Below are 26,701 nucleotides of genomic sequence, written 5' to 3'. Positions count from 1 at the left end.
GGGCGTTTCAGTACGCGGTCTGGCGGGGCGGCGGCGCGTAGATTCCGCCGCCGTCGGTGTCGACGATCTCCGCGCCCAGCGGAAGCAGCGACACCGGCACCATCTTGAAGCTCGCGATTCCCAACGGGATTCCGATGATGGTGATGCACAGCGCGATGCCGGTGACGATGTGCCCGATGGCCAGCCAGATACCGGCGAAGATCAGCCAGATGACATTGCCGATCGCTGATCCGACCCCGGCAGTCGGCTTACGGATCACGGTACGGCCGAACGGCCAGAGCGCGTACGCCGCGATTCGGAACGACGCGATACCGAAGGGGATCGTGATGATGAGGATGCAGCAGATGATTCCGGCGGCGACGTATCCCAACGCCATCCAGAATCCGCAGAGCACGAGCCAGATGACGTTCAGGATGGTCTTCATCCGTTCATTCTGCCAAATGTGACGCGTGACGCACGGGTGAATGGTTCTCAGCGCCTCGGTTGTTGGACAAGATTAGGTACTTGTTCACAATCGAGGTGTTGCAATGAGGCTCGGGTTTCGCGAAGTTCTGTGGTCGGTCGGCGTGACGATGATCGTTGTCGTCCGGGTGGTCACCACGCTGAGCACTGCGTTGCTCGTCATGGGTTGGGTGGTCGTGGCATTCCGGTCGGATCTGTTCAACGCCTGGCTCTGGCCGGCCGTGATCTCCGGGGTGTTGCTGGCCGGCAGTACGCTGCTCTACAACGTGGCGCGGGGTTAGGGCTTGAGCGGCAGGGGCCCGAATAGCGCTCAGGGACTCGAATAGCGCTCAGACACCCAGGTAGGCGAGTACGGCGAGCACCCGGCGGTTGTCATCGGCGGACACCGGTAGGTCGAGCTTGGTGAAGATACTGTTGGAGTGCTTGCTGACGGCCTTCTCCGACACGAACATCGCCTCCGCGATGGCCGCGTTGGAACGCCCTTCGGCCATGAGTGCCAACACTTCTCGTTCGCGGACGGACAGGCGCTCCAGCGGCCCGTCGGCTCGTTGCCCGGTCAGCAACTGCGACACCACCTCCGGATCCAGTACCGTACCGCCCGCGGCCACCTGCCGAACCGCGTCGATGAACCCGGCCACGTTTGCCACGCGGTCTTTGAGGAGGTACCCGACCGCACCCTCGCCGCTCTCGAGCAGTTCCCGGGCATACAGCTGTTCGACGTACTGAGAGAGCACGAGGACGGGAAAGCCCGGCCGCCGGCCGCGGATCTTGATGGCGGCGCGCAGCCCCTCGTCGGAGAACGTCGGCGGCATCCGGACGTCGAGCACCGCCACGTCGACGGATTCGTCGGTCAGGGCGACGTCGAGTTCGGTCGCGTTGTCGACGGCCGCGACGACCTCCATCTGATGCGCGGCGAGAATCCTGGTCAGTCCGTCACGCAGGAGCGCGTGGTCTTCGCCGATGACTACCCGCACGGGACCTCCATCGACACGATGGTCGGACCACCGACGGGACTGTGTACGAACATTTTTCCGTCGAGGGCGACGAGTCGTTGGGTGACCCCGTGCAGGCCGGAACCGGTGGCTGCCGCCCCGCCGATCCCGTCGTCGCCCACCTCTACTCGCAGCACACCGTCGAAGATACCCATGGCGATCCAGGCGTTGCGGGCGCGGGCGTGTTTGCCGATGTTCGCCAGGGTCTCGGCTACTGCGAAATAGACCGCGTTCTCCATCGAAGCCGGAAGGCGCTCGCGCACACCCAGGTTCAGTGTGATGGGTAGCGGCATGTCGAGTGCCAGCGCCTCGACGGCGGCGCCGACGCCTCGGTCGGCCAGCACCGGCGGATGGATACCGCGTACGACCGAACGCAATTCGCCGAGCGCGGCGGTCGCCGACCCCCGCGCCTCGGCCATCAGTTGCTTGGCGGCAACGGGATCGCTCTCGATCTGACTCTCGGCAAGCCCGATGGTCATGCCGAGGGCTGCCAGCCGTGCCTGGGTTCCGTCATGCAGGTCACGTTCCACCCGCCGGAGTTCCGCCGCCGCGGAATCGACAGATGCAGCGCGCGATTGGGTCACCTCGTGGACTCGAGCCGCCAGCACCTCGTTGCGGCTGCGGTTCAGGGCCCACAGGTCCAGTCGTGCCCTCGTCTGCATCAGGGGCTCGGCGAGGGGGAGGAACACGATGGAGACGACAAACACGAGTGCCACCAGCGAGAGAACGAATCCTGCCGTGGAGGCGACGACAAGCCAGCCGAGATCGCGCCAGCGCACCGAGTCTGTACTCCAGACATGAAGCAGGCGGAGAATGCTCTTGCTGCCGCCCAGTCGGTAGTCACCCCGTCGGGCAGGCCGGTCGAGCATGCCCGCCGCCATCCGGCGATGCAGATCGCACAGGGCGGCGGTCAACGGTACGAACAACCACAGCACGAGCGCCCCGACCGTAACCAGTACCAGCGGGATGGCGACCACCACCACGACGAAGAGCACCACGGTCAGGGGAAACGCCAGTGTGGTGACGAGTGCGTACATCGCTGCCCGTAACCAGCGAATTGCGAGGTCGGGGCGCTCGACGGTGTTCACAGCGGGCCTTTCTCGCCTGGGATGAGGACTTCATGATGACCGCATCTCCCGGGGGAACACAGTAGTGCCAGGTCTACCCCCGTGGTCGGATTATTCACCACCGGCAGGGGGTTCCAGGGCTCCTGACCAGCGCCGGTGTTCCGAGCAACCTTGAGGACAGCCCGGAATCCACCGGGTGTGCCACCGAGGCGGACGCCGCCTCCTGCACAAGGAGATCACATGGGAAGAATGACGCGGGGACCCCAGGCGGTGGCCCGTTGGAGTGCGCACAATCCCTGGCGCGCAATAGGTCTGTGGCTGGCGCTGGTGATCGCGGCAGTGGCTTGCAGCGCGTTGATCCAGACCCAGGTCACCGACGACGCCGACTATCGGGTCGGGCAGTCCGGCCGGGCGGATCAGATGATTCACGATGCGGGACTCGCTGCGCCCGACACCGAGTACGTGCTGATCACCGGGGACCGTGCCGAAGCTGTGGCCGCCGCGGATCAGCTCGCAGCGGAACTCGCCGGATCCGGCGAGGTACAGGAGATGTCTGCGCCAGTGTTCTCGCCCGAGGGAACGCTGTTGTCGTCGATAGCGCTGCGGGCACCGCCGGCCGACGAAGACCCTTCGATCACCGATATCAACGCCGCGGTCACGACGATCACGGCTGACCATCCGAACCTCACCATCGGCCAGTTCGGCGACATCTCGGCCGATGAAGCCATCAATGAACGGGTCGCCGACGATCTGCTCTCGGCAGAGATGATCAGCATCCCGATCACGCTCGGCATCATGCTCTTCGCCTTCGGTGCGCTCATAGCGGCCGGAATCCCGGTGCTGCTGGCGATCACCTCCGTCGTGGCGACGATCGGCATCTACGCGCCCATCTCGTACCTGGTTCCGTCTGAGATGACCGCATCGTCGGTGGTGATGCTCATCGGTATGGCTGTGGGAGTGGACTATTCGCTGTTCTACCTAAAACGCGAACGGGAGGAACGCCGCAAGGGGCACAACACGATCGATGCCGTCGAGATCGCCGCGGCCACGTCGGGACACTCGATCATCGTCTCCGGCGTCGCAGTCATCGCGTCACTGGCGGGGGTCTACGTGCTCGGCAGTGCCACCTTCAACTCGCTCGCGACGGCAGCCATCATCGTCGTTGCGGTTGCGGTGGTCGGATCACTCACCGTGCTGCCTGCCCTGCTGGCGAAGCTGGGTAAGTGGGTCGATCGCCCACGGGTGCCGCTTCTGTGGCGGGTCAATGACCGGATCGGCGAAGGAGGCATTTCGTCCCGCATAATCGGACCCGTCATCCGCAGGCCGATGACCGCGCTGCTGGCCGGTCTCGTCGTGATGATCGCTCTCGCAGTCCCCGCGTTCTCGATGACCCTGCGCGGCGCCGGACTCGACACCCTGCCGCAGGATCTTCCCGAGGTCCAGGTCGCCCAGCAGTTGAACGAGCAGTTCCCGTCCGAAGGGCCTTCGGTGCGAGTCGTCGTCCATGGCGGCGATCCCGCGGCCGTTGCGACGGCCCTGAACGAGGTCGGTGCCGCGGCGACAGACAGTGGCGCGTGGACCGTCACCGCACCGATGATCACCTCGGCTTCCGGCGTCACCACCGTCCTCGATCTGGCGAGTACCTACCCGCCGAACGATTCCAGGACAACGGACGCACTACTCGACCTGCGGGACACCGTGGTTCCCGAACGCGTCGATTCGGTGCAAGGGGCGGAGTTCGCGGTCGGCGGCGACGTCGCAGAGCAGTACGACACCACGAAGGTCCAGTCGGACGGTCTGCCGATCGTGGTCGCGGTGATCTTGACCCTCACCATGCTGATGCTGATCGCGACCTTCCGGAGCCCGGTGATCGCGGTCGTGTCGACCGTGTTGAACCTCATGTCGGTCGGAGCCGCATTCGGTGTGCTCGCGCTGGTCTTCCAGCACACCTGGGCAGAGGGCTTCCTCGACTTCACCTCCAACGGCACCGTCGTCGAGTGGATCCCGATGTTCATGCTCGCGGTGCTGGTGGGCCTCTCGATGGACTATCACGTGTTCGTGCTCAGCCGGATCAAAGAGGGAATCGACAAGGGACTGCCGCCGACGGTGGCTGTCCGGGCCGGGGTCACCCAGACCGCCGGAGTCGTGACCAGCGCGGCGCTGGTGATGGTGTCGGTGTTCGCGCTTTTCGCCGCACAGAGCATGGTGGAGATGAAGCAGATGGGCGTCGGACTCGCGGTGGCCATTCTCATCGATGCGACCATCGTCAGGTTGCTCTTGCTGCCCTCGATCCTGGTTCTCCTCGGCCACCGCGCCTGGTGGCCGCTGCGGACCCGATCCGACGCGCCACAAAGTATGGGCGCGAGCCTCAACCAGCCATCGGATCGCCAGGTCATACCTGCACAGGTGTGAGGTGGTGCACAATTGAACAGATGGCCGAAGCCGGGATGGGAGAGTACCGATGGGCGAGACCGCACCCACGCGGGACTTCTGGACCGCTCTTGGTCCCGGCGAGGACCCGGCGACCCGGCTCGCCCAGGTCCGCCGTGCGCACGAGCTGTTCGTCCAGACCGGAACCCTTGCCCCTGCCACCGGCCCGACCTCGGTCCGCTCGGTCGTCCGCGATTCGTGGATGCGGTCGGTCAAAGGTGGTGTCAATCCGTCGGGCATGGTCGACGACGGCGACATGTCGTGGAACGACTTCCTCGAGTACCGCGCTCGCCATCCCATGGCGGCCGCCTACCCGCTGGTGCGTTCGCTCATGCTCGATGAAGTCTCCGACTCCGGCGTAGTGGTGGCGCTCACCGATGACGTGGGTCGGCTGTTGTGGGTAGAGGGTGACCACAAAGCGAGGGATCAGGCCGGCGACATCAACTTTGTCGAAGGAGCGTTGTGGGCAGAGCGTGTCGCAGGCACCAATGCTCCTGGCCTGGCCCTGGAGGTCGATCACGGGGTACAGATCTTTGGCGCGGAGCACTTTTCGGTGCCCGTCCAGGAGTGGAACTGCGTCGCGGCGCCGGTCCACGATCCGGTGACCGGCGCAGTCATCGGGGTCATCGATGTCACCGGCGGCGAGCGCGTGGCGGCACCGTTCGCGCTGTCGATGGTGAAGTCGGTGGTCGCGGCGGTCGAGAGTGAGCTCAGGGTGCGGACCCTCACCGCGGGCGGCCCCGCGATACCTGCGCCCGCGGGTCCGACGCTGCTCGTCCTCGACGGCGACCGCTACTTCTGGCGTACCGGCGACGGTCCGGCGCTGCGGTTGTCGCGGCGGCACGCAGAGATCTTGGTGCTGCTCGGCGAGTACCCGGACGGGCTCGGGACCGAGGAGATCGCCACCATGCTCGCCGAAGACGGGATCGATCCGGTCACCGTGCGCGCAGAGATCTCCCGGCTGCGCCGTGACCTCGGGGCCGACCTCGTCGCGTCCAGGCCGTACCGGTTGACTCTGCCCGTCGACTCCGACATCAGCCAGGTGCGGCGCATGCTGCGGACCGGCGATGTGTCCGGAGCCATCGAGAAGTTCGGTCGCGGTGGTCTGCTGTCGGCGTCGCTGGCACCGGGTCTCGGGGACCTTTTCGAAGAACTCAAAGAAGACCTGCGGTCGGCGGTGCTGACCGCCCGCGATCCCGAATTGCTGAGGGCCTGGACGGGGTCGGTCCACGGCCGGGAGGATCTGGCCGCGTGGCGGCGCTGGGCGCAGACCCTGACCCCGGGCCACAGCGACGAAGCTCTCGTCAAAGGCCGCGTACGACTTCTGGATCGTCGCTTCGGCATCTGAACTCACTGGTAGATGTCGGGGATCCCGTCGTGGTCGTCGTCGCGCTCTTCCTGCTCGCGGATCGCGCGGTAGTGACGGTTTCTCGCCCGCAGGACCATCGACGCCAGGAGGGCTGCGAGCAGTGATCCGACGAGGACGCCGATCTTGACGTGTTCGTCCCGTTCGGATCCCAAGCCGTAGGCGAGATCGCCGATGAGCAGGGACACGGTGAAGCCGATGCCGGCAAGCATGGAGATGCCTGCGACGTCGATCCACTTGACGCTGGCATCGAGCGACGCCCGGCTCACGGAGGAGAGCAACCGGGTGGTGCCGAAGATGCCTACTGTCTTGCCGACGACGAGACCGCACACGATCCCCAACGCGATGGGATCGGTGAGTGCATCGGTGAGCCCCCCGAGCCCTCCGATGGTGACGCCTGCGGCGAAGAACGCGAAGATCGGAATCGCCACCCCGGCGGAGATCGGCCGGATCCGGTGTTCGAAATGCTCCGCCAGCCCCGGCCCGGCGTCGGGCCCGCCCGCAGCCTGGCTCCGCAGGACGGGAACGGTGAAGCCGAGCACGACGCCGGCGACGGTGGCATGGATGCCGGATTCGTGGACGAAGACCCACGTCAGGACGGCCAACGGGATGAGAATCCACCATGACCTGATCCGTCGCTGCACGCAGAACGCGAAGAGTGCGAGCGGTATCAGGGCGATGAGCAGAGCGCTCGGCTTGAGGTCTTCGCTGTAGAAGAACGCGATCACAGAGATGGCGAGCAGGTCATCGACGACGGCCAAGGTGAGCAAGAAGGTCCGCAGGGCAGCGGGCAGATGGGTGGAGATGACCGCCAGGACCGCGACGGCGAACGCGATGTCGGTGGCGGTCGGGATGGCCCAGCCCTTCATCGCGCCGTCGCCGACGTGTGCGGTGAACGCGACGAAGATGACGGCGGGCACGATCATGCCGCCGACCGCGGCAGCGATCGGAAGCGCGGCGCGAGCAGGATCGCGCAGGTCGCCTGCGACGAACTCGCGTTTGAGTTCGAGGCCCACGACGAAGAAGAAGATCGCGAGCAACCCGTCGGCAGCCCAGGTGGCCAGCGACAGATCAAGGTGCACGCCCAGGGCATCGGTCCCGACGTGCAACGCACCGAGGTCGCTGTACGAATCCGACCAGGGCGAATTGGCCCAGACCAGGGCGATGACGGTGGCGACCAGCAGCAGGGCGCCGCCGACGGTTTCTTTGCGGAGGATGTCGGAGATACGTGCGGTCTCGGACCAGGATCCCCGTGCGAACAGGGTGTTGCGGGGTTGCTGAGAGTTGTTGTCGGGCATGGAGAACCACCTCATGACGCGGTTGTCGTCGATCGGGACAAGAGCAACACGCACCACCCGCCATCAGCGGGACCTTCAGCGCGCGGCCGACCAGACTTCCCGGCACACCGGTCCAAACCCTACCGGCCGGTCGCGGCGACCCACAATTCGTGGACGGCACAGTGTGGTGCCGCCGGTCAGTTCTTGTCGTCGTCCTTCTTGGGCTTCTTCTCGTTGCCGTTGCCGTTCTCACTCCCGTTCCCGTTGTCGGTGGAGTCAGGAACGGGAACCACCACCGGCGCCGTGTCCGTCGTGGTGGGGTCATCGAGGGGCGTCTCGCCCGTGGCGGGGGGCGCCGGAGCCGTCGTTGTCGACGACGGGATGCCCGACGGCGACGTCGCAGGGCTGTCGCTGCCTCGGGAGGCGAGCACCACCACACCGATGAGCAGCACGGCGACCACGGCAGCGATCACCCCGGCGATGAGTAGTGGCCGCCGACCGGACGTGGGAGGAGACGGCGTCGCGCGAGTCGGGGGCAGGGCGGGCCCGGGCGGTGGAGCCGCGAACGGGATCGTCCCCGTCAACGGCCCCGGCCCAGGCACCGGCGCTGGCCCCGGCACCGAGCGAGCGTGTAGAACTCCCAGCATTGCCCCCGCTGTGGGAAACCGTGCTGCCGGATCGGGCGCCATCGCCCGCTCGATCGCGTGAACCAGCGCGGGATCCACGTTGGAGCGGATGGCGGCGATGGGTTCGGGGCGATGCTGCAGGATGTTTCGCGCCATCGAAGCGATGTTGTCGCCGGCGAAGGGGCGGCGCCCGGTGATGGCCTCGTATCCGACAACTCCCACGGCGTAGAGGTCGTCGCCCGCGGTGGCAGGTCGGCCTTCGATGCGCTGGGGGCTCAGGTACGCGACAGTACCCAGCACCTCACCGGTGGCCGTATGGGCGGAATCGGCGGTTTTGGCGATCCCGAAGTCGGCGACCTTGACGATGCCTGCGGACGAGAACAGCACGTTCCCCGGCTTGATGTCGCGGTGCAGGATGCCCGCCGCGTGCGCGGCGGCGATCGCGGACAAGACGTCGGACAGGACGGTGCGGATCCGATCGGGCGCCATGGGCCCCGCCTCGATCTCGTCGGACAGGGTGCGGCCGGGCAACCGTTCCATGACGATGAACAGGACGCCCTGGTCCTCACCGCTGTCGTATACGGAGACCACGTTGGGGTGGTTGAGGGTGGCGGCCGTGCTCGCTTCACTCTCGAAGCGGATGCGGACGTCGGCGCTGTCGGCGAACTCGGGCCGGAGCACCTTGACGGCGATCGGGCGCCCCAACCGCTCATCCCATGCGTCGTAGACGTCGCCCATTCCGCCGTGACCCAGGAGATCGCGGAGGCGGTAGCGCCCGGCGAGGATGGTGGGAACGGGCATCTGATCACGCTAGCCGAATCGTCGGAATCGGATCAGGGTCAGCCCGGATCAGATCAGGAGCAGCATCGCGACGTTGATCGCCGCGACGGTGATGGCGCCGTAGAACGGCGCGCGGCCCGGCATCCGCATCGTGGCGCCCGACGTCACCACGACCACCGCCAGCCCCACCCACAGCCACCAGGTCGACGAGTTGGCGACGACCAGCAGGGCGGTCGCGGTCACCATGAGGGCGGCAGCGACCAGCGGTACCCGCTTCTTGCCGAGCCGGTGGGGGAGTCCCTCGATCCCGGTCGCGGCGTCGTCGTCGAGGTCGGGCAGTGCGTTGAGCAGATGCGCGCCGACGCCAAGCAGCGCCGCCCCTGCGACCATCCACGCGGGCGGCAATTCACCGGGGTGCACCGCGAGCGAGGCAATGACCGGCAGCGAGCCGAACGCGATGAAGTACGGAATCCACGACAGCACCGTCGCCTTGAAGTACGCGTTGTAGGCGAGCCCGGATCCAACTCCCAGCACGAGGTGGACCGTACCCGCAGCCCACCCGCAGGCGAGCGAGCTCACCACGCAGGTGATGACGGCGACCGTGATCGCGACGACCACGGTGCGGGAGGAGAGTTCGCCTGTCGCCAAGGGCTTGTCGGAGCGGCCGACTTGCCGGTCACGATTGCGGTCGAGGAAGTCGTTGGTCCACCCGATGAGGAGTTGACCGCTGAAGATGGCGACCACGATGGCGATCAGTGTCCGGCTGTCGGCGCCGTCGGAGGCAGCCAGCAGGCCGGTGAACAGGGTGACCGCGACAGCGGGGACAGCGTGGCTTGCACGGATCAGTGCAACCGCGCCCCCGATCCGTGGCTGGTTCACCGCGTGCCGCGGAGGACGATGGCCGGGACGAGCTGCTCGGCGGAATCCCAGGAACCGTGATGGCCGATGAGCGCCGACTCGAGGGGTTCGGCGACCGACCGGATCATGGCGGTGTCGCCGCGGGCAGCTGCCACCACATCGCCGATCCGAACCCGGTGGTCGCCCGCTACCGTCGATCCGAACCAGCCGGCGTCGATGGCGTCGTCGCGGCGCATGACGATTGCGCGGTCACCGAGCATGGTTGTCCAGGTGTCGAGGACGTCGCCGGCTGCCCCCGCTTCGGAATACACATGCCGTACCCGGGCTTCCCCGGCGATGGCTGTCACTCCGAAGGCCAATTCATGGTGGAGATCGAGGTCGAAACGGCCTGCGGCGGTGTCGATCATCCCGTGGTCGCCGGTGACCACCACCTGGCGTCCGGCGGGCAGCTTGTCTGCGAGAGCGCCGACCATCGCGTCGATGAGGCGCAATTGCTCACGCCATGCCGGCGACCCGGGTCCCTCGAGGTGGCCTGAGAGATCGAGACCTCCGTAGTACGCGTAGGCCAGGGTCGGCGCGGCGGTCATCATCTCGGCGAGGATCGATGCCTGCAGTTCGTCGAGGTGATCGGCCGCGGTTCTCCTGTTCGCGCCTCGCCACGAGGCGCGGGTGAGCCCGGAACCCTCGTGGTACCCGGGCACGATGGTGACGGTGTCGAATCCTTGGGCGCGGCACCGCTCGAAAATCGTCGACTGTGTCTGGAACTCTTCGGGCACAACGGTTTTTCGGAGGTCGTGGTCGTGGTCGCCATGCACGCACCAGCGGAGCGTGTTCAGGACCGGCGTTCCGGCGTCGCTGCCTCCAGCGCGGAATGTGTAGCCGAGGATGCCGTGCGTGCCCGCCGACCGACCGGTGGACAGGCTGGTGATACTGACCGCCGTGGTGGCAGGAAACCCGGCGGCGACGGTTGTCGAATCGGCGAGACCTGCGGCATTGAGGTGAGGAGCGTCGTCGGGATGCGACGCGACCAGCTCGGCCCCCAGGCCGTCGATCAACAGGACGGTCGCCGACTGGGCCGGAATCAGCTGCAACCGGTTGTCGAGGTCGGCGGCGCCCAGAGAGGCAGCCACCGATTCGAGGACGCAGGACAGGGGCGGCAGGGTGTGGCGCGGATCGAGTTCACTCATCGTCTTACGACGCTAGCGCGCCCACCGGCTTACGTGGCAGAGAAACGAGTGAGGCGGCCAAGAAGCAGAGTGCTCCGATGAACGTGCCGGCCTGGCCCACGAAGGGTGCAACGACTTTCCCGGTCTCGGGGTCGATGTAGGCGGCGACGGCGGAGAAGCCGAAGGCGATGGAGCCGGCGGTGTTCAGGACAGTGGCCGTCCAGCCGGGAGCGTCCGGCTCGTCGCGGCGCCGGTAGAGCTCGGTGGCGAACACGGCCAGGCCACAACTGATCAAAAAGGCCGCGGATCCGTAGACATCCGGCCGCCAGCCGAAGCGGTCGGCGTCGACCACGGAATGCACGATGAACACCGCACCGGTGCTGATGTTGAACGCGATCGTGCCGGCGAACTGCACCATCGCCGACCACCACTCGGATCGGTGGACCTCTCGTCCGACGCGCGGCGACCCGGCGATCGAGGCGGTCGGACCACGCAGCGAACCACACAGTTGGAGCTGAACGAACGCGGCGAATGTGAAGAACCACGATCCGACGAAGAAGGAGACGTTCGCGGCAGGCGCCCCCGCCCAGTGCGCGAATCCCGGTGCCGAGCCGACTGCGAACAGAGTCGATCCCACCGCGAACCCCCAACACTCGGAGCGCACGTTGTGGCGGATCACGCGATGAGGTTATCCCGGCAGATCAGGGGCCTGTGATCGTCGTTGCAACTTTGATGCAACGACACCGGTCGTACTGTGTGCCTTACGTCACACGTGACCGCCGCGCACTGGTGGGTCACGAGAGGGCCAACACAGGCAAAGAGGAGCACCGAACATGACCGTTTATGCCAATCCCGGAACACCAGGCGCCGTGATGAACTTCGAATCACGCTACGAGAACTGGATCGGCGGCAAGTGGACGCCGCCGGTGAAGGGTCAGTACTTCGAGAACCCATCCCCGGTGAACGGCAAGACCTTCACCGAGGTCGCTCGCTCGACGTCTGAGGACATCGACCTGGCGCTCGACGCAGCACACAAGGCCGCTCCGATGTGGGGCCGGACCTCGGTCGCCGAGCGTTCCCTCGCCCTGCTGCGCATCGCCGATCGCATGGAGGCCAACCTCGAGAAGATCGCCGTCGCCGAGTCGTGGGACAACGGCAAGGCCGTCCGCGAGACCCTCGCCGCCGACATCCCTTTGGCCATCGATCACTTCCGCTACTTCGCCGGCGCTCTCCGCGCCCAGCAGGGCGGCATCTCAGAGATCGACGAAGACACCGTGGCGTACCACTTCCATGAGCCGCTCGGCGTTGTGGGACAGATCATTCCGTGGAACTTCCCGATCCTCATGGCCGTCTGGAAGCTGGCTCCCGCCCTCGCTGCCGGCAACGCTGTCGTCCTCAAGCCCGCCGAGCAGACCCCGGCGTCGATCCTGTTCCTGGTCGACCTGATCAAGGACCTGCTCCCGGCCGGCGTCCTGAACATCGTCAACGGATTCGGTGTCGAGGCCGGCAAGCCGCTCGCCTCGAGCAACCGCATCCGCAAGATCGCCTTCACCGGTGAGACCACCACCGGCCGCCTGATCATGCAGTACGCATCGGAGAACATCATCCCGGTGACCTTGGAGCTCGGTGGCAAGAGCCCGAACATCTTCTTCGCCGATGTGATGGCGCAGGACGACGGCTTCCGCGACCGCGCACTCGAGGGCTTCACGATGTTCGCCCTCAACCAGGGTGAGGTCTGCACCTGCCCGAGCCGTGCACTGATCCAGGAGTCGATCTACGACGACTTCATCGATCTCGCCGTGGCGCGCACCAAGAAGATCAAGCAGGGCAACCCGCTCGACACCGACACCATGATGGGCGCGCAGGCCTCCAACGATCAGTTCGAGAAGATCTCCTCGTACCTGTCGATCGGTAAAGAAGAGGGTGCCCAGGTGCTCACCGGTGGTGAGATCGTCGAGCTGGAGGGTGATCTCGCAGGCGGCTACTACATCCAGCCGACGATCTTCGCGGGCACCAACCGGATGCGGATCTTCCAGGAAGAGATCTTCGGCCCGGTGCTGTCGGTGACCAAGTTCTCCGACTACGCCGACGCGCTCTCCATCGCCAACGACACCCTCTACGGGCTCGGCGCCGGTGTGTGGACGCGTGACGGTGCCACCGCATACCGTGCGGGACGTGAAATCCAGGCCGGTCGCGTCTGGACCAACACCTACCACGATTACCCGGCACACGCCGCCTTCGGTGGTTACAAGCAGTCCGGTATCGGCCGCGAGAACCACCTGATGATGCTCGAGCACTACCAGCAGACCAAGAACCTGCTCGTGGGTTACGCTCAGGAGGCCAAGGGCTTCTTCTGATCGAAGAGCCTTTACCGCAGAGCCGCAAGAGTTTTCATCGAATTAAGGACCTGTGATGACTGCTACAGACAGAGTCGTCGCAACTGACTCCGCCGTGGAGCTCCTGACCAAGTTGTCGGAGCTCCACGGCGGCCTCATGATTCACCAGTCCGGTGGATGTTGTGACGGATCCGCGCCCATGTGCTACCCCTCGGGTGAGTTCCGGGTAGGGAGCCGCGACGTCCTACTCGGCGAGATCGAGTTGCCCGAACTCTTACCCGCCGTGCGGGTGTGGATCCAGGGCGACCAATATGAACTGTGGAAACACACGCAGCTGATCCTTGATGTGGTCAAGGGCCGGGGAGCCGGATTCAGCCTGGAGGCGCCCGAAGGGGTTCGTTTCCTCGCCCGTTCGCGGGTCTTCGATGAGGCGGAGAACGCCTGGCTCGATGGGTGCCCACCGCGCAAGGGCGCCGACGTCACCTGAGGGCTGTTCGGATGTCCGGCGCATTCTCCGGCGCGTGAATGGGTACTCGCCCTCGCATGACGAAGTCGGCCGGGGACAGCAGGAACGTACGCGTTGATCGAGAGGTGGAGGCCCACCCGAGGTCACTGAGGCTGCCCGGCATAGTGCTGGGTGTCGGTCTCGGCGGTTTCGTCGACGGCATTCTGCTGCACCAGATCTTGCAGTGGCATCACATGCTCACCAGCACCGACACCGACCGTATCGGTGTCGACAGCTATCCGGCCGACACGGTCCACGGGCTGCAGATGAACACCGTGTGGGACGGGTTGTTCCACACTTTCACCTGGCTCGCAGTACTCGTAGGGCTCGCGCTGCTCTACTCGCGAGTCACCACCGCACGGCGAAGAGTGTGGACTTCGCGGGCCCTGTGGGGTTGGGTGCTGGTCGGTTGGGGTCTGTTCAACCTGGTCGAAGGCATCATCGACCATCATGTCCTCGGCATTCACCATGTCCGCAGTGGTGAGCACCAGACGCTGTGGGATCTCGGATTCCTGGTACTGGGACTCGCCTTGGTGGTGGTCGGCTGGCTGATCCAACGATCTGCCCGGGCCTTGGACCTGGGTAACGCGGCGTGAACGCCCTCGCCCACGGAGCGAACACCGCGCCTTCCACCGACTGGGGCGTGTGGTTCACCTACGCTGCGCTTGCCACTGCTGCAATCGTCTACCTCGTTGTAGCGACACGACAACAGCGCGAGCCACGCGGTTGGAGTCGTTGGCGGACGACCAGCTTTGTGGTGGGCATCGTCATCCTGATGGTCGCGCTACGCCCGTCGGTGTCGGAGTCCTTCGGCGACCACATGACGGGTCACCTCCTGATCGGGATGTTCGCGCCCTTGGCGTTGGTCATGGCCGCCCCCGTGACCCTGTACTTGCGAACGGTCTCGGCCCGGCGAGGGCGAGCGCTCGTTCATGCACTCGCCTGGAAGCCGCTGCGGTGGGTCATCAACCCGATCACCCTGCTGGTGGCAAATGTGGGCGGGCTGGCGGTGCTCTACTTGACGCCGCTGTATGCCTTCGCCGACTCATACCCGCTCGTGCACACCGCGGTCCACGTGCATTTCTTCGTCGCCGGATACCTGTTCGCGTGGATGATCGCAGGACCAGACCCCGGACCGTCCCGCCCATCGGTACCCCGGCGACTCGTCGTCCTCGGGATCGCGATCGCCGGCCATGCGGTGCTGGCGCAAATGCTGTACGCCGGGATCTTTGTCCGCGTGGATGCCCCGCCGAGTGAACTACGGGACGGGGGCACCCTCATGTACTACTGGGGCGACCTCGCAGAGATCCTGCTCGCGCTCGCCCTCCTGCTCACCTGGACGCCCGATCATCGACGAGGTAGCGAATCGTCGAAAGACGGCCGGGGGCACCATCATCGACCGCCAGCAGATCTGAGAACTCCTGGCCCTGCGCCGCGGCCGCCGACCGGGCGACCTTCTCGAAGAACGTGAATCGTTCCAGATCCGAGTTCCACAGGGGCTCGCCCAGCGGGACGCGGAACTGAGTGGTTCGAACCCAGGGGGATGACCTGAAGCCATCTGCGGCGGGAAGGGTGGCCGACGTGGAGACAACTTTCACCATGGTCAGCCTTCGATCCCACGTAGGAATTCGTGACAGCGGGCGGCCCGCTCGGAATCTTGGTTCATCACCTGTTCGAAGAACTCGGCAATGTCGTCGCGCCCGGCATTGCGGGCATCGCGCACATACTGGCCATAATCGTGCCCGGCTTTGAGCGAGTGATACTGCACCGAGATCAGATCAAAGGTGAGGTCGTCGAAACCGGTTTGTCCTGCAGGCATGGCATTTCCTTTCTCGTTCTATTTCTTCTGTTGAAGCCCAGAGTTCTTTTGTTGAAGCCAGAGTTCCTTGTTAGGAAGATGACTAAACACGTGCGAGTTTGCCGCGGGGGCGGACGGGTATCTGATTCCGTAGTCACTATCAACGTCGCCTGACAGGGATCGGAATGGATCTGAACGTCGACGCAGCGCATGCGGCCGCCGGTGGAGGAGGCGGCACATGGCTGCCCGTTGTCGACAACTTGACCTGGCTGACCCAGTACGTGATCTCGGAACCGCCGGTCTTCGTTCGTTACTCACGGGGCCCGTACGACGATGCGATGCTCGGACACAGCCGCGATCTCGAGGCGGATGTGCTCTTACCCGGCTGGTCCGTGACCTCGCTGACGCCCGAGCCGTGGTGGCCACGGCCGGAACAGGACTGGGTTTCCAGACGCATTTACAAATACGCTGAAATCGCTCGTGATTCTGAGCGCTTTCCGTGGATCCTCAAAGGAACCGTCATCGGCAGAGGCACCGACCACGAGCCCCTGGTGGTCGATATCATCCCGATAGCGAGACTCGGAGCGGAGGTCCTGGCGCAAGCGGCCGAACATTACCGCGAACATTTCAACGCGGGGCTCGGTCCGTCCGGTTGAGGAACGCGTTACCAATGTCTGTGGTGATCAATCGGCGGGCCGAGTCGATAGGATCGGCAGATGCGCGAGGTATCAGTGGTCCTGTTCGACGGCTTTGAACTTCTCGACGTCTTTGGTCCCGTGGAGATCCTCAGTGTGCTGCCCGAGCAGTTCCGGGTCACCATGGTGGCCGCCGAAGCAGGACTGATCGCGAGTTCGCAGGGGACGCGAGTCGAGGCGGCAGGCTTTGTCGGTGCAGCGACACCCGACATCGTCATGGTGCCCGGTGGAATCGGATCCCGACCACTGGTGGACGACGACCGATACCTCGAGCAGCTCCGTACCTACGTCAGCGGCGCACACCTGCTGACGTCCGTGTGTACTGGTTCGGCGATTCTCGCGGCGGCAGGACTGCTCGACGGGTATCGAGCGACGTCCAACAAGCGGTCGTTCGACTGGGTTGCGACACAGGGAACTTTGGTCAACTGGGAGCGGCGAGCTCGTTGGGTCCACGACCGGGACCGGTGGACGTCTTCCGGAGTTGCGGCAGGAATCGACATGACAGCCGCACTGATCGCCGACCTCGTCGGCAACGAACTCGCGGAGCATGCCGCCGCGGTGATCGAGTACGAGCCGCAGACCGATGCGGACAATGATCCTTTCGCCGATCGCTAGGTGCTCGGCATCAGCGGGTGCGTTTCGACGTTGCCGGGTCGAGGTACCTCCGGAGTGCGGTCGGAACGTCGATCTAGGAGAGGTGAGCCGATGACGTCGAAGACGCACGATGCTGTCGCCGAGGTATGGGACGAATGGCGAGACGCGGTGAACATGACGGCGAAGGAGCTGGCGGAGTTTCTCGACACTCCTGAGTCGAAGTCGGTCGGAGACAAGGGGTCAGGCGGCGAGTCGACGGGTCACGCGTCGGGACGACGGATAGTGGAGATCGAGCGCTCGAAGAAAAGTGACCTGACCGACGACGACGCCGCGCACATGCGCAAGGTCGTCGGTTATGTACACCGACATCTGGCGCAACGTCCCTCGGGCGATGTGAAGGACTCGGCGTGGCGCTACTCGCTCATGAACTGGGGACACGACCCCACGAAATGACACCGGTCCCCAAGGGGGCGACTGCGGGTGTCGGATCCGGACATTACGGGCACACTGGGGTCCATGGGCAGATCTGATGTGGTGGCAATCGTGCAAGCCGGTGGCAAGGGTTCACGAATGGACGTGCTGACCGATTGCAGAGCAAAACCGGCGCTGCCCTTCGGTGGCAACTACCAGTTGATCGACTTCCCGCTCTCCAGCTTGCACCGCAGCGGAATCGACGAGGTTTGGTTGTGCGTGCAGTACGAGGCCCACTCGCTGCTCGAGCAGGTGGCAGGTGGGCGGCCGTGGGATCTCGACCGCACGAGCGGCGGCCTCCGATTCGTCCTGCCTCAGGAGACGAGTGACGACGACACCGAGGACGGGTTCGCGACCGGGAATGCCGATCTGCTGTATCGGATACGCGGGCAGATCGCCGATCGCGCGCCGGAGGTGGTGATTGTCATGAGCGCCGATCACGTCTACTCCTTCGATCTCGAAGACGCACTTGGGACCCATCGGGACGCCGGTGCCGAATGCACCGTGGTCACCACGACGTGCCCCCGCGACGAGGCGTCATCGCACGCAACTGTCACCGCGAACAAAAAGGGAAAGGTGACGGGCTTCGCCTACAAACCGGAGCAGGCTACGACGAACGTCATCGCGGCCGAGATCTTTGTCTACGACCCGCAAGTACTCGTGGCGGCGTTGGAAGAACTGATAGGCGACACCAACGACAACAACAACGACGACGGTGACACCGGGCTGGGTGATTTCGGCGAGCACCTGGTGCCATGGTTCGTCGACCGGGGCAAGACGGTCGCTCATCGGATGCCCGGGTACTGGATCGATGCCGGACGCCCTGAGACCTATATGCAGGCCCACCGCGATCTCATCGACGGCACCATCGACCTGGCCGACTCGCGGTGGCCGATCCTGACCCGGCAACCCCAGCGCTCGGCAGCCCGGATCGCCGCGAGCGCCACTGTGGTCGACAGCATGATCAGCAGCGGCGCCCACATTCTGGGTGACGTCCGGCGTAGCGTGATCGGGCCGGGCGCGGTCGTCGAACGAGGCGCCACGGTCAGCGACTCGATCGTGTTCGCAGACAGTGTTATACGGGCGAACGCGAGCGTTGACTGGTCGATCGTCGATGAGCGCGTCGTGGTGGGTGCCGGCGCAACGGTGGGCGGTCGGCCCCGGGCCAGGCCTGTGCCCAGCGAGAAGATCACCATCATCGGCATGAATGCCTCTGTCGCCAAGGGATCCCGGGTCGCGCTGGGGGATCGGATACCACCGGCGGGTCGCGTCAGGCGCTGACCCACCCACAGCTCCCGGCGAGTTCCGCAGCGGCGGCAGGGCCCGATGAGTGTGGCGCATAAGATTGTGGCGCAGGTGGGTTCGCGAGCAGGGGGGCCGCGACCTCCCAGACATGTGCGAGCCCGTCGGGCCTGGTGAACAGCGAACGGTCGCCGCGGAGAACGTCGTTGATCAGCCGGGAATACGGCGAGAGGCCGTCGGCGACGGAATCGAGCGGCAGCGACAGATGCCCGGTCGACAACGCGGTCCCCGACCCCGGTTCTTTCACCGTCATGGTCATGTCGATCGAGCCGTCACCCTTGAGGTCGAACGTCAGGACCGTGCCGTCGGCGGGTACATCCGTGATCGGACCATCGACGGGACGCCGGAAAACGAGACTGACACGTTGGGCGCTGTGGTCGAGCATCTTGCCTGTGCGCAGGATGAACGGAACATCGCGCCAGCGGTCGGTGTCGACCCAGAGGCGCGCTGCGACGAAGGTTTCCCGGGTCGAGTCAGCAGCGATTCCCTCGGTGTCTCGATAACCCTCGTACTGTCCGTAGACCACCTCGGCCGGATCGAGTGGCCGAAACGCGCCGATCACTGATTCGCGGGCCTCCTGCAGGTCGTCGGCGGCAAGACTCACCGGTGGCTCCATCGCGACCTCGGCGGCGACCTGGAACAGGTGTGTCACCACCATGTCGAGGAACGCGCCGGTGGCATCGTAGAACTCGGCACGATCGTCGATGTCGAGGGTCTCGGGAACATCGATCTGCACCTGCTCGACGTGTTCGCGGTTCCAGACGCCCGACACCATGCCGTTCGCGAATCGCAGCACGTGCAGGTTCTGGGTGCTCTCCTTGCCGAGGAAGTGGTCGATTCGATAGACCTGCTTCTCGTCGAACACCTTGTGGACGGCGACGTCGAGCTCGCGGAACTTGTCGGGAGACGTGCCGAATGGCTTCTCGTAGACCACGCGGGCATCGGTGGCGAGTTGATGCGCCCCCAGCGCTTCGGTGTAGTCGATGAACGTCGTCGGAGGAAGTGCGATGTAGTGGACGAGTTGGACACTGCCACCCAGTTTTTCGCGCAGGTCGTCGATGACCGAGGGGAGATCGCCCGGGTCGTCGACGGTGAACCCACCGCCGGCGAAATGTACGTTCTTCGCGAACGTCTCCCACTGGTCGTCGTCGGGTGCGGCGGCGAACTCGGTGAGCGAGTTCTTGATGTGGTCTCGGAACTCGTCATCGGAACGATGACCGCGGCCGTTCCCGATGAGGGCCCACGAGCGGGGCAGCAGATTTTCCACCGCCAGCTCATAGAACGAGGGCAGAACCATGCGTTTGGCCAGATCCCCGGTGGCGCCGAACAATACGAATATCACTGCCGGGGACTCGTCGGGCATGGGCTGGCTCCTTGGTGTCGGTACTACCTGGCTACCGACGAGTCTAGTGCCCGGGGCGCGGTCTCAGCGGTGAGTCGTACGGACGAGAATCCACGTCAGGACCACCGCGGCCACCATGAAGGCTCCGACATATCCGGCAACGCCGATCCAGCCACCGAGGGTGAATGCGACCCCACCGAGCGCGCCGACGACAGAACTGCCGAGGTAGTAGCCGAGCAGGTACAGAGACGATGCTTCGGCGCGGTGTGTGATCGCCCGGGCACTCACCCAACCACTGGCGACTGAGTGCGCAGCGAAAAAGCCTGCGGTGAAGAGCAATATGCCGACGAGAACGGTGGGCAACCAGTCGGGCAGGCTCAGCGCGAGTCCGCCGACCATGAGGATCATGGCACCGACCAGGACCCGACCGCGGCCCAGGGAGTCGGACATGCGGCCTGCCGTCGCCGACGACACGGTGCCGGCCAGATAGAGCAGGAAGACCAACCCGGCCAGGGTCGCCGGTAGATCGAAGGGGCTCGCAATGAGCCGGTAGCCCAGGAAGTTGTAGACGGTGACGAAGCCGCCCATCAGCACGAACGCCAGACCGAACAGGCAGAGCAGTGGAGTGTCGCGCAGGTGCGCGGCGAGGTTGCGCAATGTCTGGCTCGGCGCGACCGGCTTCGGCTCGAACTGCCGCGACGCCGGTACCTGTCGCGCGAACCAGACCGCGAACAGCAAAGCTACGAGTGAGGCGATCTCCAACGCCCACTGCCAGTCGGTGATGTCGATCGCGAGGGTCGGGATCATGCGGCCGACCAGACCGCCGATCGTGGTTCCGGCGACGTAGGTGCCCATCGCCGTGCCCAACGATCTCGCGTCGATCTCTTCGGCGAGGTATGCCATGGCGACGGCGGGTACGCCCGCGCACAGGAGTCCTTGCAGGGCCCGCCCCGCGAGCAGCACCTCGAATGTCGGAGCCCAGGGCAGGATGACTCCCAGCAGCGTTGCGGAGACCGCCGAGATGGTCATGACGCGCACCCGGCCGTATCGCTCGGACAGCACACTCGCCGGAACGATCGCGAGGGCGAGCAGTCCGGTCGCCACCGATACCGCCAGCGCAGACGTGGCCGGCGACACACCGTAGTGCTCGGAGAACACCGGCAGCAGTCCCTGGACGTAGTACAGCGTCATGAAGGTGGCCAGGCCGGCAGCGAACAGCGCCAGGGTGGCCCGCTTGTAACCACGTTCACCGACCCGATGACCGGCCGGCGCGGGCAGGCAGCGCGCGGTGGAGGTATCGGTTGCGTTCACTGTGTCCACAGTTCCAGGCATGCAGCTGTAGCGGAAATGAATGAATTGCACATGTCTTATACGATGGGAGCATAAGGAGGAGGCATGGAGAACACGTGGTTCGTCACACTCGCAGAACTGGAGAACATGTCCGCTGCCGCCGACGAGCTGCATGCCACCCAGCCGACGCTGTCGCGGCAGCTCGGTCGACTCGAACGCGATCTCGGGGTGAAGTTGTTCGACCGCAAGGGAAAGCGCCTGTTGCTCAATGCTGCCGGGCGGATCTATCTCGGTCACGTTCGGCGGGCCGTTGCGGAGATCGACGCCGCCCGTTACGAGCTGGCCGAACTGGCGAATCCCGTCGCGGGCCGGATCGATCTCGGATTTCTGCACTCGTTCGGCATGTGGCTGGTGCCGACGCTGATCCGAGAATTCCGGCGCGAGTCCGCTCAGGTCGTCTTCGGGCTGGCCCAGGGTGCAGCCGAGGACATCCTGCAACGGGTTCTCGGTGGTGATTCGGATGTGGCCATCGTCTCGCCGAGGCCGAACAACGTCGACGTCGGATGGGCTCCCATCATGCGGCAGCACCTCGGCCTTGCGGTTCCCGATGGGCACCGGCTGGCCCAGCGCGAGAGCGTGACGATCGCCGATGTGCGTGAGGAGAACTTCGTTGCGATGGAAACCGGCTTCGGGATGCGCAGAATTCTGGAAGAGCTCTGTGCGGCAGAGGACTTTCGTCCGAAGATCACCTTCGAGTCCACTGAGTTGGCGACAGTCGCGGGCCTCGTCGCAGCAGGGCTCGGGGTCGCGGTGATGCCGGTCGAACATGACGCGCAACTCCCCGCAGGGGTCGCGTTGATCGTCCTCGACGGCCCGGCGAACATTCGCGAAGTGGGGCTGATCTGGAAACGCGATACCGCGATCAGTCCCGCCGCGGCCAGGTTCAGGGATTTCGTATCCGGGTGGGCGGACAGCAATGACCGCGGGATCGCCATCGGCACGTAACGGGTACCGACCGCGGACGTGCCGATTACTTCCGGCGACGGACAGGGTCATCACAACCGAATACGACGCGCACCGCGTGCGTCTGAGCTTTGGAAGGACACATCACATGACCGCGCCCAAAGGACCCGCTTCCTACTTTCCATCGATCGAGAAGAAATACGGGCGACCTGTTGCTGAATGGCTGACGCTGATCAGGAGTTCACCCCTGACCAAGCACGGCGAACTCGTGACCTGGTTGAAGACCGATCACGGGCTCGGACACGGGCACGCCAACGCGCTGGTCGCGTATGTCCGGAAGGAAGACGGGGCCTGATGTGACGGCCCCGGGCCCTGACCGTCTGCTCCCGGAGGATCATGTCGTGAGTGGAAACGACCGATACCGCGGTGGACAGCAACCCCGAGACGACGCCATCGCCGCCGTGGTGGCGCAGGCAACTGAATCGGTACGCGTACAGCGGCATGGCGGTGGCAGTGGTGTTGCTCCTGCTGTCGCTGACCCCGTCCTTGCTGCCCAGGGGACCGCTGTTCCAGGGTGTGGTCAGCGGAGGATCGGCGGCCGTGGGGTACGCACTCGGGGTGTTCGGTGCCTGGTTGGCCGGATTCATGATGTCGCGGACCGAGCCCTGGCCGAGTCCGAATCGTGGGTGGTGGATCGGACTCGGCGCAGCGTCGGCAGTCTGCATCCCGCTGATGTTCTATTGGTTCTCGGTGTGGCAGAGCGAGGTCCGAGACCTCATGGCTGTCGAACATCTGCGGTGGACGGCGTACCCGACGAGTGTGGTGATCACGATCGTGGTGTTCGTAATTCTGATGACGATCGGCCAGGCCTGGGGTGCGCTGGTCCGACTGCTGGTCCGCAGGCTCAATCGAATTGCACCGCCACGTATCTCGGCGTTCGTCGGTGCAGCGGTCGTGGTCGCGATCACCGTGGTGGTACTCAACGGTGTCGTGGCGCGCTATTCGATGGAGTGGCTGAACAGTACCTTCGCGGCGGTGAACGACGAGACGACGGCCGATTCGTCACCGCCGACCAGCACAGTGCGTTCGGGAGGGCCGGGATCGTTCGTTTCGTGGGGCTCGCTGGGTAAACAGGGCCGGATCTTCGTTTCCAACGGACCGGATCAGAACGCACTCGAAGACTTCAACGGCGCGCCGGCGATGGAGCCCGTCCGCGCCTTCGTCGGACTCGGTTCGGGCGACAACCTGCGGGCCAACGCGGAACTTGCTGCGCGAGAACTGGAACGGGCCGGGGGTTTGGACCGCGCTGTCGTGGCGGTGGCATCGACCACCGGAACTGGATGGATCAACCGGGCAACTGTGGACTCCCTCGAGTACATGTACAACGGCGACACTGCGACGGTGAGCATGCAGTACTCGTACCTGCCGAGTTGGCTTTCCTTCCTTGTCGACCAGGAGCGCGCACGACAAGCCGGTCAAGCACTGTTCGAGGCGGTGTCGAAGCGGGTACAGGACATGCCCGAGGCCGAGCAGCCGAAACTGGTCGTCTTCGGCGAGAGCCTGGGATCTTTCGGCGGGGAGTCGGCGTTCGGCACCATCCCCGACGTCGCCGCCCGCACCGACGGAGCATTGTTCGTCGGTCCGACCTTCAACAACACGTTGTGGGACGACACGTCCGGCAATCGCGACCCGGGTTCGCCGGAATGGTTGCCGGTGTACGAGAACGGCGAAAATGTTCGCTTCATCGCCGAGGAGTCCGACCTCCGTCGCCCGGACGCCCCGTGGGAGGAGAACCGGCGGGTGGTCTACCTCCAGCATGCTTCCGATCCGATCGCCTGGTGGTCGCCCAATCTGATCCTGCAGAAACCGGATTGGCTACGGGAAGACCGAGGCCGTGACGTCCTGTCGTCGATGCAGTGGATACCTTTCGTGACGTTTCTGCAGGTGTCGGCGGACATGGCGGTGGCCACCGGCGTCCCCGACGGACACGGTCACAACTACCTGTCTGCGATTCCCTACGCGTGGTCGGCGATCTTGCAGCCGCCGGGCTGGACTGACCAGAGAACCGAAGAACTGCTGCCGCTGCTGACGCGGGACTGACGACTGGTTCGGCGAAAGTGCTGGTGTGATTCGGCGCGGTTTGTGAATCGAAACAGCGGGGTAGCTATCGGTCATCATCACGCGAGAGGACCAGAAAATGAACACCCCGATCAACGAAACCGGCACCGGCACGACGACCACGACCTCCGCCCCGAGAAGAGGCGGTCGTATATCGACGATATTCGGACTGATCGTCGCCGCCGTGCTGGTGGTCGCTTTCATCGTCTTTGTCACCCAGAACACCGAACAGGTGCAGATCGAGTTCTTCGGCCTCAATCTCGATCTCGCCCAGGGCGTGGCGTTGCTGCTCGCCGCGGTCGTAGGATTCCTCATCGCTGTCCTGGGCGCCGGTGCGCTGCGTCTGCGCAGCAAAGTGCGTAGGCGCCGCAGCTGATCACTGCTGACAAACTGACGTCTCATCAGGACGGCCCCTTCGCACGCTGCTGACTCGAACAAAGATTCGACACAATCGCATTTTTTGGGGTATAGTCAGGCGTAGAGAAACTCTTCTGACGGCGAATCATTTTTTTGGTTGTTGTTGTCTGCGTCTGGTTCTCGGTTCCCTGGGGAGGGGGTCTTTGTGTCGGAGGGTGTTGTTGTTGATTCGCCGGTTGTTGCTGCGGTGTCGGGGCTTGATGCTGCGATCGCGTTGTTGGCCGAGCTGGATTCGACGGCGTTCTCTGATTCTGAGTGTGTGCGGTTGACTGAGCGGTTGGAGATCGCGGCGCGGCGGTTGCAGTCAGCCAGTTTGCCGGTATTGCGGGATGTATCTGTGCGGCGGGCGTATTCGACGGTGGGGTGTTCCTCTCCAGCGGCGGTGTTGACGTCGTTGACGCGGATGCGTCCGGGTGCAGCCCGGGCGCGGGTGGAGGCGATGGATGCGTTGACCCCGTCGGTGACCCCCAGTGGTGAAGTCATCGCCCCGCGGTTCCCGGAGACGGCTGAGTTGTTCGCTGCGGGGGTGATTGATCTTGATCATGTCGGGGTGGTGATCGAGGTGATGGCGTCGATCCCGCACAAGATCGATGCCGAGCAGCGCGCGAACACCGAGGTGGCGTTGGCGGATCTGTGCAGTAAGTATCCGCCGGGGCAGGTCAAGACGATCGGTGAGCGGATCGTGGACTATCTCGATCCCGACGGCACCCTCGCTGACGATGTCGATCGGGCGCGCAAGCGGGGTGTGGATCTGGGTAAGCCGGCGACGGATTTGATGGCGAAGGTGGCCGGGCATCTGGATCCGACAACCACAGCACTGATGGAAGTGATGTTGGCGGTGTGGGCGGCGCCGGGGATGAACAACCCCGACGATGAGCTGTCCCCGTCAGGCGCTGCTGATGATCCAGCGCTCGATCCTGTGGTCCTGCAGGCGGCGGCCGACAACGACCTTCGTACTCAGTCGCAGCGCAATCATGATGCGCTCAAAGCAATGCTCATGTATCTGCTCGAGTCGGGGCAGTTGGGTAAGACTCATCGTGGGTTGCCGGTGCAGTTGATCATCAATATGACCAAAGACCAACTCGACGAGGCTCTGCGCAAGCAGTAAGCGGACGCCCGCCCCGAGCCCAAACCCGAGCCCGAGCCCAAGCCGGAGCCGGAGCCTGACCCGGGCACGCATTGGGAGGATCGGGAGTGGTTGCCGACGTTGGCTGGTGGGTCGTCGCGTCCGTACGGCCACGATCTGGTCTATACCGCCACGGGGACGGTGTTGCCGATCAGCGATGCCATCAAGCTGGCTGCGCGTAGCGATAAGGCGTTGGCGGTGTTCGCCAACCACAGCAACGAAGTGCTGTACCTCGGTCGGGCGAAACGGTTGGCCAGCGAGGCGCAACGTATCGCGATGTTCGCTGCGCACCGGGGTTGTTCGTTCGCTGGATGTTCGAATCCGGCGATGTGGGCCGAGGCCCACCACACCGTCGAATGGGCCCTCGGCGGGCTCACCGACATCACACACCTGGCCCCGGCATGCCCACAGCACCACAAGCTGGTGGGACCTGGTGAGCATCAGTGGCAGACGGTCATGATCACCGACGGCCCCGACGCCGGCCGCTGCGCGTGGATCCCGCCGGCGTTCCTGGACCCCGAGCGAACACCACGGGTCAACCGTGCCCATCACCCGGACGAGGCCTTGATCGAAGCCCGGCAGGCGATGCTCGCACGCCGCAAAGCCCAACTCGAACAACGGAAACGAGGACTCGGGGTCCAGTCACCCGACCCACCTGACGAATAGCGGTCGGTTGGTGTCGACGGCTTGCTCTCCCGCGGGTGAGTACAAATCACCCCA

General features: G+C 64.9%; 26 protein-coding genes and 1 pseudogene. 16 read left to right on the top strand and 11 right to left on the bottom strand.

Annotation, left to right across the window (positions count from 1 at the left end; genetic code table 11):
- Positions 1-7: 7 nt before the first annotated feature.
- Positions 8-424 carry a YccF domain-containing protein gene (locus DFR67_RS08445; RefSeq protein WP_110469086.1) on the bottom strand — a complete coding sequence of 139 codons (417 nt, stop codon included), beginning with the start codon at positions 422-424 and terminating at the stop codon, positions 8-10.
- Positions 425-527: 103 nt separating this feature from the next.
- On the opposite strand from DFR67_RS08445, the gene DFR67_RS08440 reads away from it, so the two are divergent.
- Positions 528-743, top strand: a complete 216-nt coding sequence (locus DFR67_RS08440; RefSeq protein ID WP_110469085.1) for a hypothetical protein — start codon at positions 528-530, stop codon at positions 741-743.
- A gap of 48 nt (positions 744-791) precedes the next feature.
- On the opposite strand, the gene DFR67_RS08435 is transcribed toward DFR67_RS08440, so the two are convergent.
- Positions 792-1,436, bottom strand: coding sequence for a response regulator (locus DFR67_RS08435; RefSeq protein WP_110469084.1), 645 nt, complete (start codon positions 1,434-1,436; stop codon positions 792-794).
- On the bottom strand, positions 1,427-2,542 hold the full coding sequence (locus DFR67_RS08430; RefSeq protein ID WP_146240401.1) for a sensor histidine kinase: 1,116 nt from the start codon (positions 2,540-2,542) through the stop codon (positions 1,427-1,429). Before DFR67_RS08430 ends, DFR67_RS08435 begins: the two co-directional genes overlap by 10 nt.
- A 219-nt stretch (positions 2,543-2,761) precedes the next feature.
- On the opposite strand from DFR67_RS08430, the gene DFR67_RS08425 reads away from it, so the two are divergent.
- Positions 2,762-4,933, top strand: coding sequence for an MMPL family transporter (locus DFR67_RS08425; protein WP_110469082.1), 2,172 nt, complete (start codon positions 2,762-2,764; stop codon positions 4,931-4,933).
- 49 nt (positions 4,934-4,982) lie between these two features.
- Positions 4,983-6,299, top strand: coding sequence for a sigma-54-dependent transcriptional regulator family protein (locus tag DFR67_RS08420; RefSeq protein ID WP_110469081.1), 1,317 nt, complete (start codon positions 4,983-4,985; stop codon positions 6,297-6,299).
- Positions 6,300-6,301: 2 nt separating this feature from the next.
- On the opposite strand, the gene nhaA is transcribed toward DFR67_RS08420, so the two are convergent.
- The 5 genes from nhaA to DFR67_RS08395 form a co-directional block, all read right to left on the bottom strand.
- Positions 6,302-7,615, bottom strand: a complete 1,314-nt coding sequence (nhaA, locus tag DFR67_RS08415) for a Na+/H+ antiporter NhaA (protein ID WP_245937823.1) — start codon at positions 7,613-7,615, stop codon at positions 6,302-6,304.
- A 176-nt stretch (positions 7,616-7,791) separates the two neighbouring features.
- Positions 7,792-9,021, bottom strand: a complete 1,230-nt coding sequence (locus DFR67_RS08410; RefSeq protein WP_110469080.1) for a serine/threonine-protein kinase — start codon at positions 9,019-9,021, stop codon at positions 7,792-7,794.
- Between the two features lie 48 nt (positions 9,022-9,069).
- A complete protein-coding gene (locus DFR67_RS08405; protein ID WP_245937822.1) occupies positions 9,070-9,879 on the bottom strand; it encodes a UbiA family prenyltransferase in 810 nt (269 codons plus the stop codon).
- Positions 9,876-11,045, bottom strand: a complete 1,170-nt coding sequence (locus tag DFR67_RS08400; protein WP_110469079.1) for an alkaline phosphatase family protein — start codon at positions 11,043-11,045, stop codon at positions 9,876-9,878. Before DFR67_RS08400 ends, DFR67_RS08405 begins: the two co-directional genes overlap by 4 nt.
- A 4-nt stretch (positions 11,046-11,049) precedes the next feature.
- Positions 11,050-11,703 carry a hypothetical protein gene (locus DFR67_RS08395; protein WP_110469078.1) on the bottom strand — a complete coding sequence of 218 codons (654 nt, stop codon included), beginning with the start codon at positions 11,701-11,703 and terminating at the stop codon, positions 11,050-11,052.
- A gap of 154 nt (positions 11,704-11,857) precedes the next feature.
- Between DFR67_RS08395 and exaC the strand changes: the two genes are divergently transcribed.
- The 4 genes from exaC to DFR67_RS08375 are packed head-to-tail and all read left to right on the top strand — an operon-like array spanning position 11,858 to position 15,336.
- Positions 11,858-13,381 carry an acetaldehyde dehydrogenase ExaC gene (gene exaC, locus DFR67_RS08390; RefSeq protein WP_110469077.1) on the top strand — a complete coding sequence of 508 codons (1,524 nt, stop codon included), beginning with the start codon at positions 11,858-11,860 and terminating at the stop codon, positions 13,379-13,381.
- A gap of 55 nt (positions 13,382-13,436) precedes the next feature.
- Positions 13,437-13,847 (top strand): DUF779 domain-containing protein, encoded by a 411-nt coding sequence (locus DFR67_RS08385; RefSeq protein ID WP_110469076.1) that lies wholly within the window; start codon positions 13,437-13,439, stop codon positions 13,845-13,847.
- Positions 13,848-13,903: 56 nt separating this feature from the next.
- On the top strand, positions 13,904-14,461 hold the full coding sequence (locus DFR67_RS08380) for a DUF2243 domain-containing protein (RefSeq protein ID WP_110469075.1): 558 nt from the start codon (positions 13,904-13,906) through the stop codon (positions 14,459-14,461).
- The gene (locus DFR67_RS08375; RefSeq protein WP_245937821.1) at positions 14,458-15,336 is read left to right on the top strand and encodes a cytochrome c oxidase assembly protein; all 879 of its coding nucleotides are present in this window, start codon (positions 14,458-14,460) and stop codon (positions 15,334-15,336) included. The genes DFR67_RS08380 and DFR67_RS08375 overlap by 4 nt, the downstream gene beginning before the upstream one ends.
- A 132-nt stretch (positions 15,337-15,468) precedes the next feature.
- On the opposite strand, the gene DFR67_RS08370 is transcribed toward DFR67_RS08375, so the two are convergent.
- Positions 15,469-15,684: an acyl carrier protein gene (locus DFR67_RS08370; protein WP_110469074.1), complete on the bottom strand. Its 216-nt coding sequence runs from the start codon at positions 15,682-15,684 to the stop codon at positions 15,469-15,471.
- Between the two features lie 164 nt (positions 15,685-15,848).
- Here DFR67_RS08370 and DFR67_RS08365 point away from each other — a divergent pair, with 164 nt between their 5' ends.
- From DFR67_RS08365 to DFR67_RS08350, 4 genes are all read left to right on the top strand, one after another.
- On the top strand, positions 15,849-16,319 hold the full coding sequence (locus tag DFR67_RS08365) for a DUF6098 family protein (protein WP_110469073.1): 471 nt from the start codon (positions 15,849-15,851) through the stop codon (positions 16,317-16,319).
- Positions 16,320-16,379: 60 nt separating this feature from the next.
- Positions 16,380-16,973 (top strand): DJ-1/PfpI family protein, encoded by a 594-nt coding sequence (locus tag DFR67_RS08360; protein WP_110469072.1) that lies wholly within the window; start codon positions 16,380-16,382, stop codon positions 16,971-16,973.
- 90 nt (positions 16,974-17,063) lie between these two features.
- The gene (locus DFR67_RS08355) at positions 17,064-17,405 is read left to right on the top strand and encodes a DUF3140 domain-containing protein (protein ID WP_110469071.1); all 342 of its coding nucleotides are present in this window, start codon (positions 17,064-17,066) and stop codon (positions 17,403-17,405) included.
- Positions 17,406-17,468: 63 nt separating this feature from the next.
- Positions 17,469-18,704 carry a glucose-1-phosphate adenylyltransferase family protein gene (locus tag DFR67_RS08350; protein WP_110469070.1) on the top strand — a complete coding sequence of 412 codons (1,236 nt, stop codon included), beginning with the start codon at positions 17,469-17,471 and terminating at the stop codon, positions 18,702-18,704.
- Here the strand turns inward: DFR67_RS08350 and DFR67_RS08345 are convergent.
- Both DFR67_RS08345 and DFR67_RS08340 read right to left on the bottom strand, forming a co-directional pair.
- Entirely contained in the window at positions 18,694-20,088 is a 1,395-nt protein-coding gene (locus DFR67_RS08345) for a glucose-6-phosphate dehydrogenase (protein ID WP_110469069.1), read from the bottom strand. The genes DFR67_RS08350 and DFR67_RS08345 overlap by 11 nt on opposite strands.
- A gap of 63 nt (positions 20,089-20,151) precedes the next feature.
- The gene (locus tag DFR67_RS08340) at positions 20,152-21,399 is read right to left on the bottom strand and encodes an MFS transporter (protein ID WP_110469068.1); all 1,248 of its coding nucleotides are present in this window, start codon (positions 21,397-21,399) and stop codon (positions 20,152-20,154) included.
- 63 nt (positions 21,400-21,462) lie between these two features.
- On the opposite strand from DFR67_RS08340, the gene DFR67_RS08335 reads away from it, so the two are divergent.
- The 5 genes and pseudogenes from DFR67_RS08335 (at position 21,463) to DFR67_RS31085 (ending at position 26,647) form a co-directional block, all read left to right on the top strand.
- The gene (locus DFR67_RS08335; RefSeq protein WP_110469067.1) at positions 21,463-22,362 is read left to right on the top strand and encodes a LysR family transcriptional regulator; all 900 of its coding nucleotides are present in this window, start codon (positions 21,463-21,465) and stop codon (positions 22,360-22,362) included.
- 106 nt (positions 22,363-22,468) lie between these two features.
- Positions 22,469-22,675 carry a DUF4287 domain-containing protein gene (locus DFR67_RS08330; protein ID WP_084837979.1) on the top strand — a complete coding sequence of 69 codons (207 nt, stop codon included), beginning with the start codon at positions 22,469-22,471 and terminating at the stop codon, positions 22,673-22,675.
- 50 nt (positions 22,676-22,725) lie between these two features.
- Positions 22,726-24,420 (top strand): alpha/beta hydrolase, encoded by a 1,695-nt coding sequence (locus DFR67_RS08325; RefSeq protein ID WP_425451259.1) that lies wholly within the window; start codon positions 22,726-22,728, stop codon positions 24,418-24,420.
- 97 nt (positions 24,421-24,517) lie between these two features.
- Entirely contained in the window at positions 24,518-24,814 is a 297-nt protein-coding gene (locus DFR67_RS08320) for a lipopolysaccharide assembly protein LapA domain-containing protein (protein ID WP_110469066.1), read from the top strand.
- Between the two features lie 186 nt (positions 24,815-25,000).
- Positions 25,001-26,647 (top strand): annotated as a pseudogene (locus DFR67_RS31085) (HNH endonuclease signature motif containing protein).
- The last annotated feature ends 54 nt before the right edge of the window (positions 26,648-26,701 follow it).

Origin of the sequence: Williamsia limnetica (genome assembly GCF_003217475.1) — a bacterium.
Lineage (GTDB): Bacteria > Actinomycetota > Actinomycetes > Mycobacteriales > Mycobacteriaceae > Williamsia > Williamsia limnetica.
Note: the sequence above shows the minus strand (reverse complement) of the source record. Positions and strands in the feature narration are given on the sequence as shown.

What these genes read in the sequence shown, in the direction of transcription:
- DFR67_RS08370 (WP_110469074.1), bottom strand. Translation starts at nt 15,684, where the DNA reads ATGCCTGCAGGACAAACCGGTTTCGACGACCTCACCTTTGATCTGATC.
- exaC (WP_110469077.1), top strand. Translation starts at nt 11,858, where the DNA reads ATGACCGTTTATGCCAATCCCGGAACACCAGGCGCCGTGATGAACTTC.
- DFR67_RS08340 (WP_110469068.1), bottom strand. Translation starts at nt 21,399, where the DNA reads ATGCCTGGAACTGTGGACACAGTGAACGCAACCGATACCTCCACCGCG.
- DFR67_RS08410 (WP_110469080.1), bottom strand. Translation starts at nt 9,021, where the DNA reads ATGCCCGTTCCCACCATCCTCGCCGGGCGCTACCGCCTCCGCGATCTC.
- DFR67_RS08360 (WP_110469072.1), top strand. Translation starts at nt 16,380, where the DNA reads ATGCGCGAGGTATCAGTGGTCCTGTTCGACGGCTTTGAACTTCTCGAC.
- DFR67_RS08425 (WP_110469082.1), top strand. Translation starts at nt 2,762, where the DNA reads ATGGGAAGAATGACGCGGGGACCCCAGGCGGTGGCCCGTTGGAGTGCG.
- DFR67_RS08380 (WP_110469075.1), top strand. Translation starts at nt 13,904, where the DNA reads ATGACGAAGTCGGCCGGGGACAGCAGGAACGTACGCGTTGATCGAGAG.
- DFR67_RS08420 (WP_110469081.1), top strand. Translation starts at nt 4,983, where the DNA reads ATGGGCGAGACCGCACCCACGCGGGACTTCTGGACCGCTCTTGGTCCC.
- DFR67_RS08330 (WP_084837979.1), top strand. Translation starts at nt 22,469, where the DNA reads ATGACCGCGCCCAAAGGACCCGCTTCCTACTTTCCATCGATCGAGAAG.
- DFR67_RS08335 (WP_110469067.1), top strand. Translation starts at nt 21,463, where the DNA reads ATGGAGAACACGTGGTTCGTCACACTCGCAGAACTGGAGAACATGTCC.
- DFR67_RS08400 (WP_110469079.1), bottom strand. Translation starts at nt 11,045, where the DNA reads ATGAGTGAACTCGATCCGCGCCACACCCTGCCGCCCCTGTCCTGCGTC.
- DFR67_RS08345 (WP_110469069.1), bottom strand. Translation starts at nt 20,088, where the DNA reads ATGCCCGACGAGTCCCCGGCAGTGATATTCGTATTGTTCGGCGCCACC.
- DFR67_RS08440 (WP_110469085.1), top strand. Translation starts at nt 528, where the DNA reads ATGAGGCTCGGGTTTCGCGAAGTTCTGTGGTCGGTCGGCGTGACGATG.
- DFR67_RS08320 (WP_110469066.1), top strand. Translation starts at nt 24,518, where the DNA reads ATGAACACCCCGATCAACGAAACCGGCACCGGCACGACGACCACGACC.
- nhaA (WP_245937823.1), bottom strand. Translation starts at nt 7,615, where the DNA reads ATGCCCGACAACAACTCTCAGCAACCCCGCAACACCCTGTTCGCACGG.
- DFR67_RS08385 (WP_110469076.1), top strand. Translation starts at nt 13,437, where the DNA reads ATGACTGCTACAGACAGAGTCGTCGCAACTGACTCCGCCGTGGAGCTC.
- DFR67_RS08355 (WP_110469071.1), top strand. Translation starts at nt 17,064, where the DNA reads ATGACGTCGAAGACGCACGATGCTGTCGCCGAGGTATGGGACGAATGG.
- DFR67_RS08365 (WP_110469073.1), top strand. Translation starts at nt 15,849, where the DNA reads ATGGATCTGAACGTCGACGCAGCGCATGCGGCCGCCGGTGGAGGAGGC.
- DFR67_RS08350 (WP_110469070.1), top strand. Translation starts at nt 17,469, where the DNA reads ATGGGCAGATCTGATGTGGTGGCAATCGTGCAAGCCGGTGGCAAGGGT.
- DFR67_RS08445 (WP_110469086.1), bottom strand. Translation starts at nt 424, where the DNA reads ATGAAGACCATCCTGAACGTCATCTGGCTCGTGCTCTGCGGATTCTGG.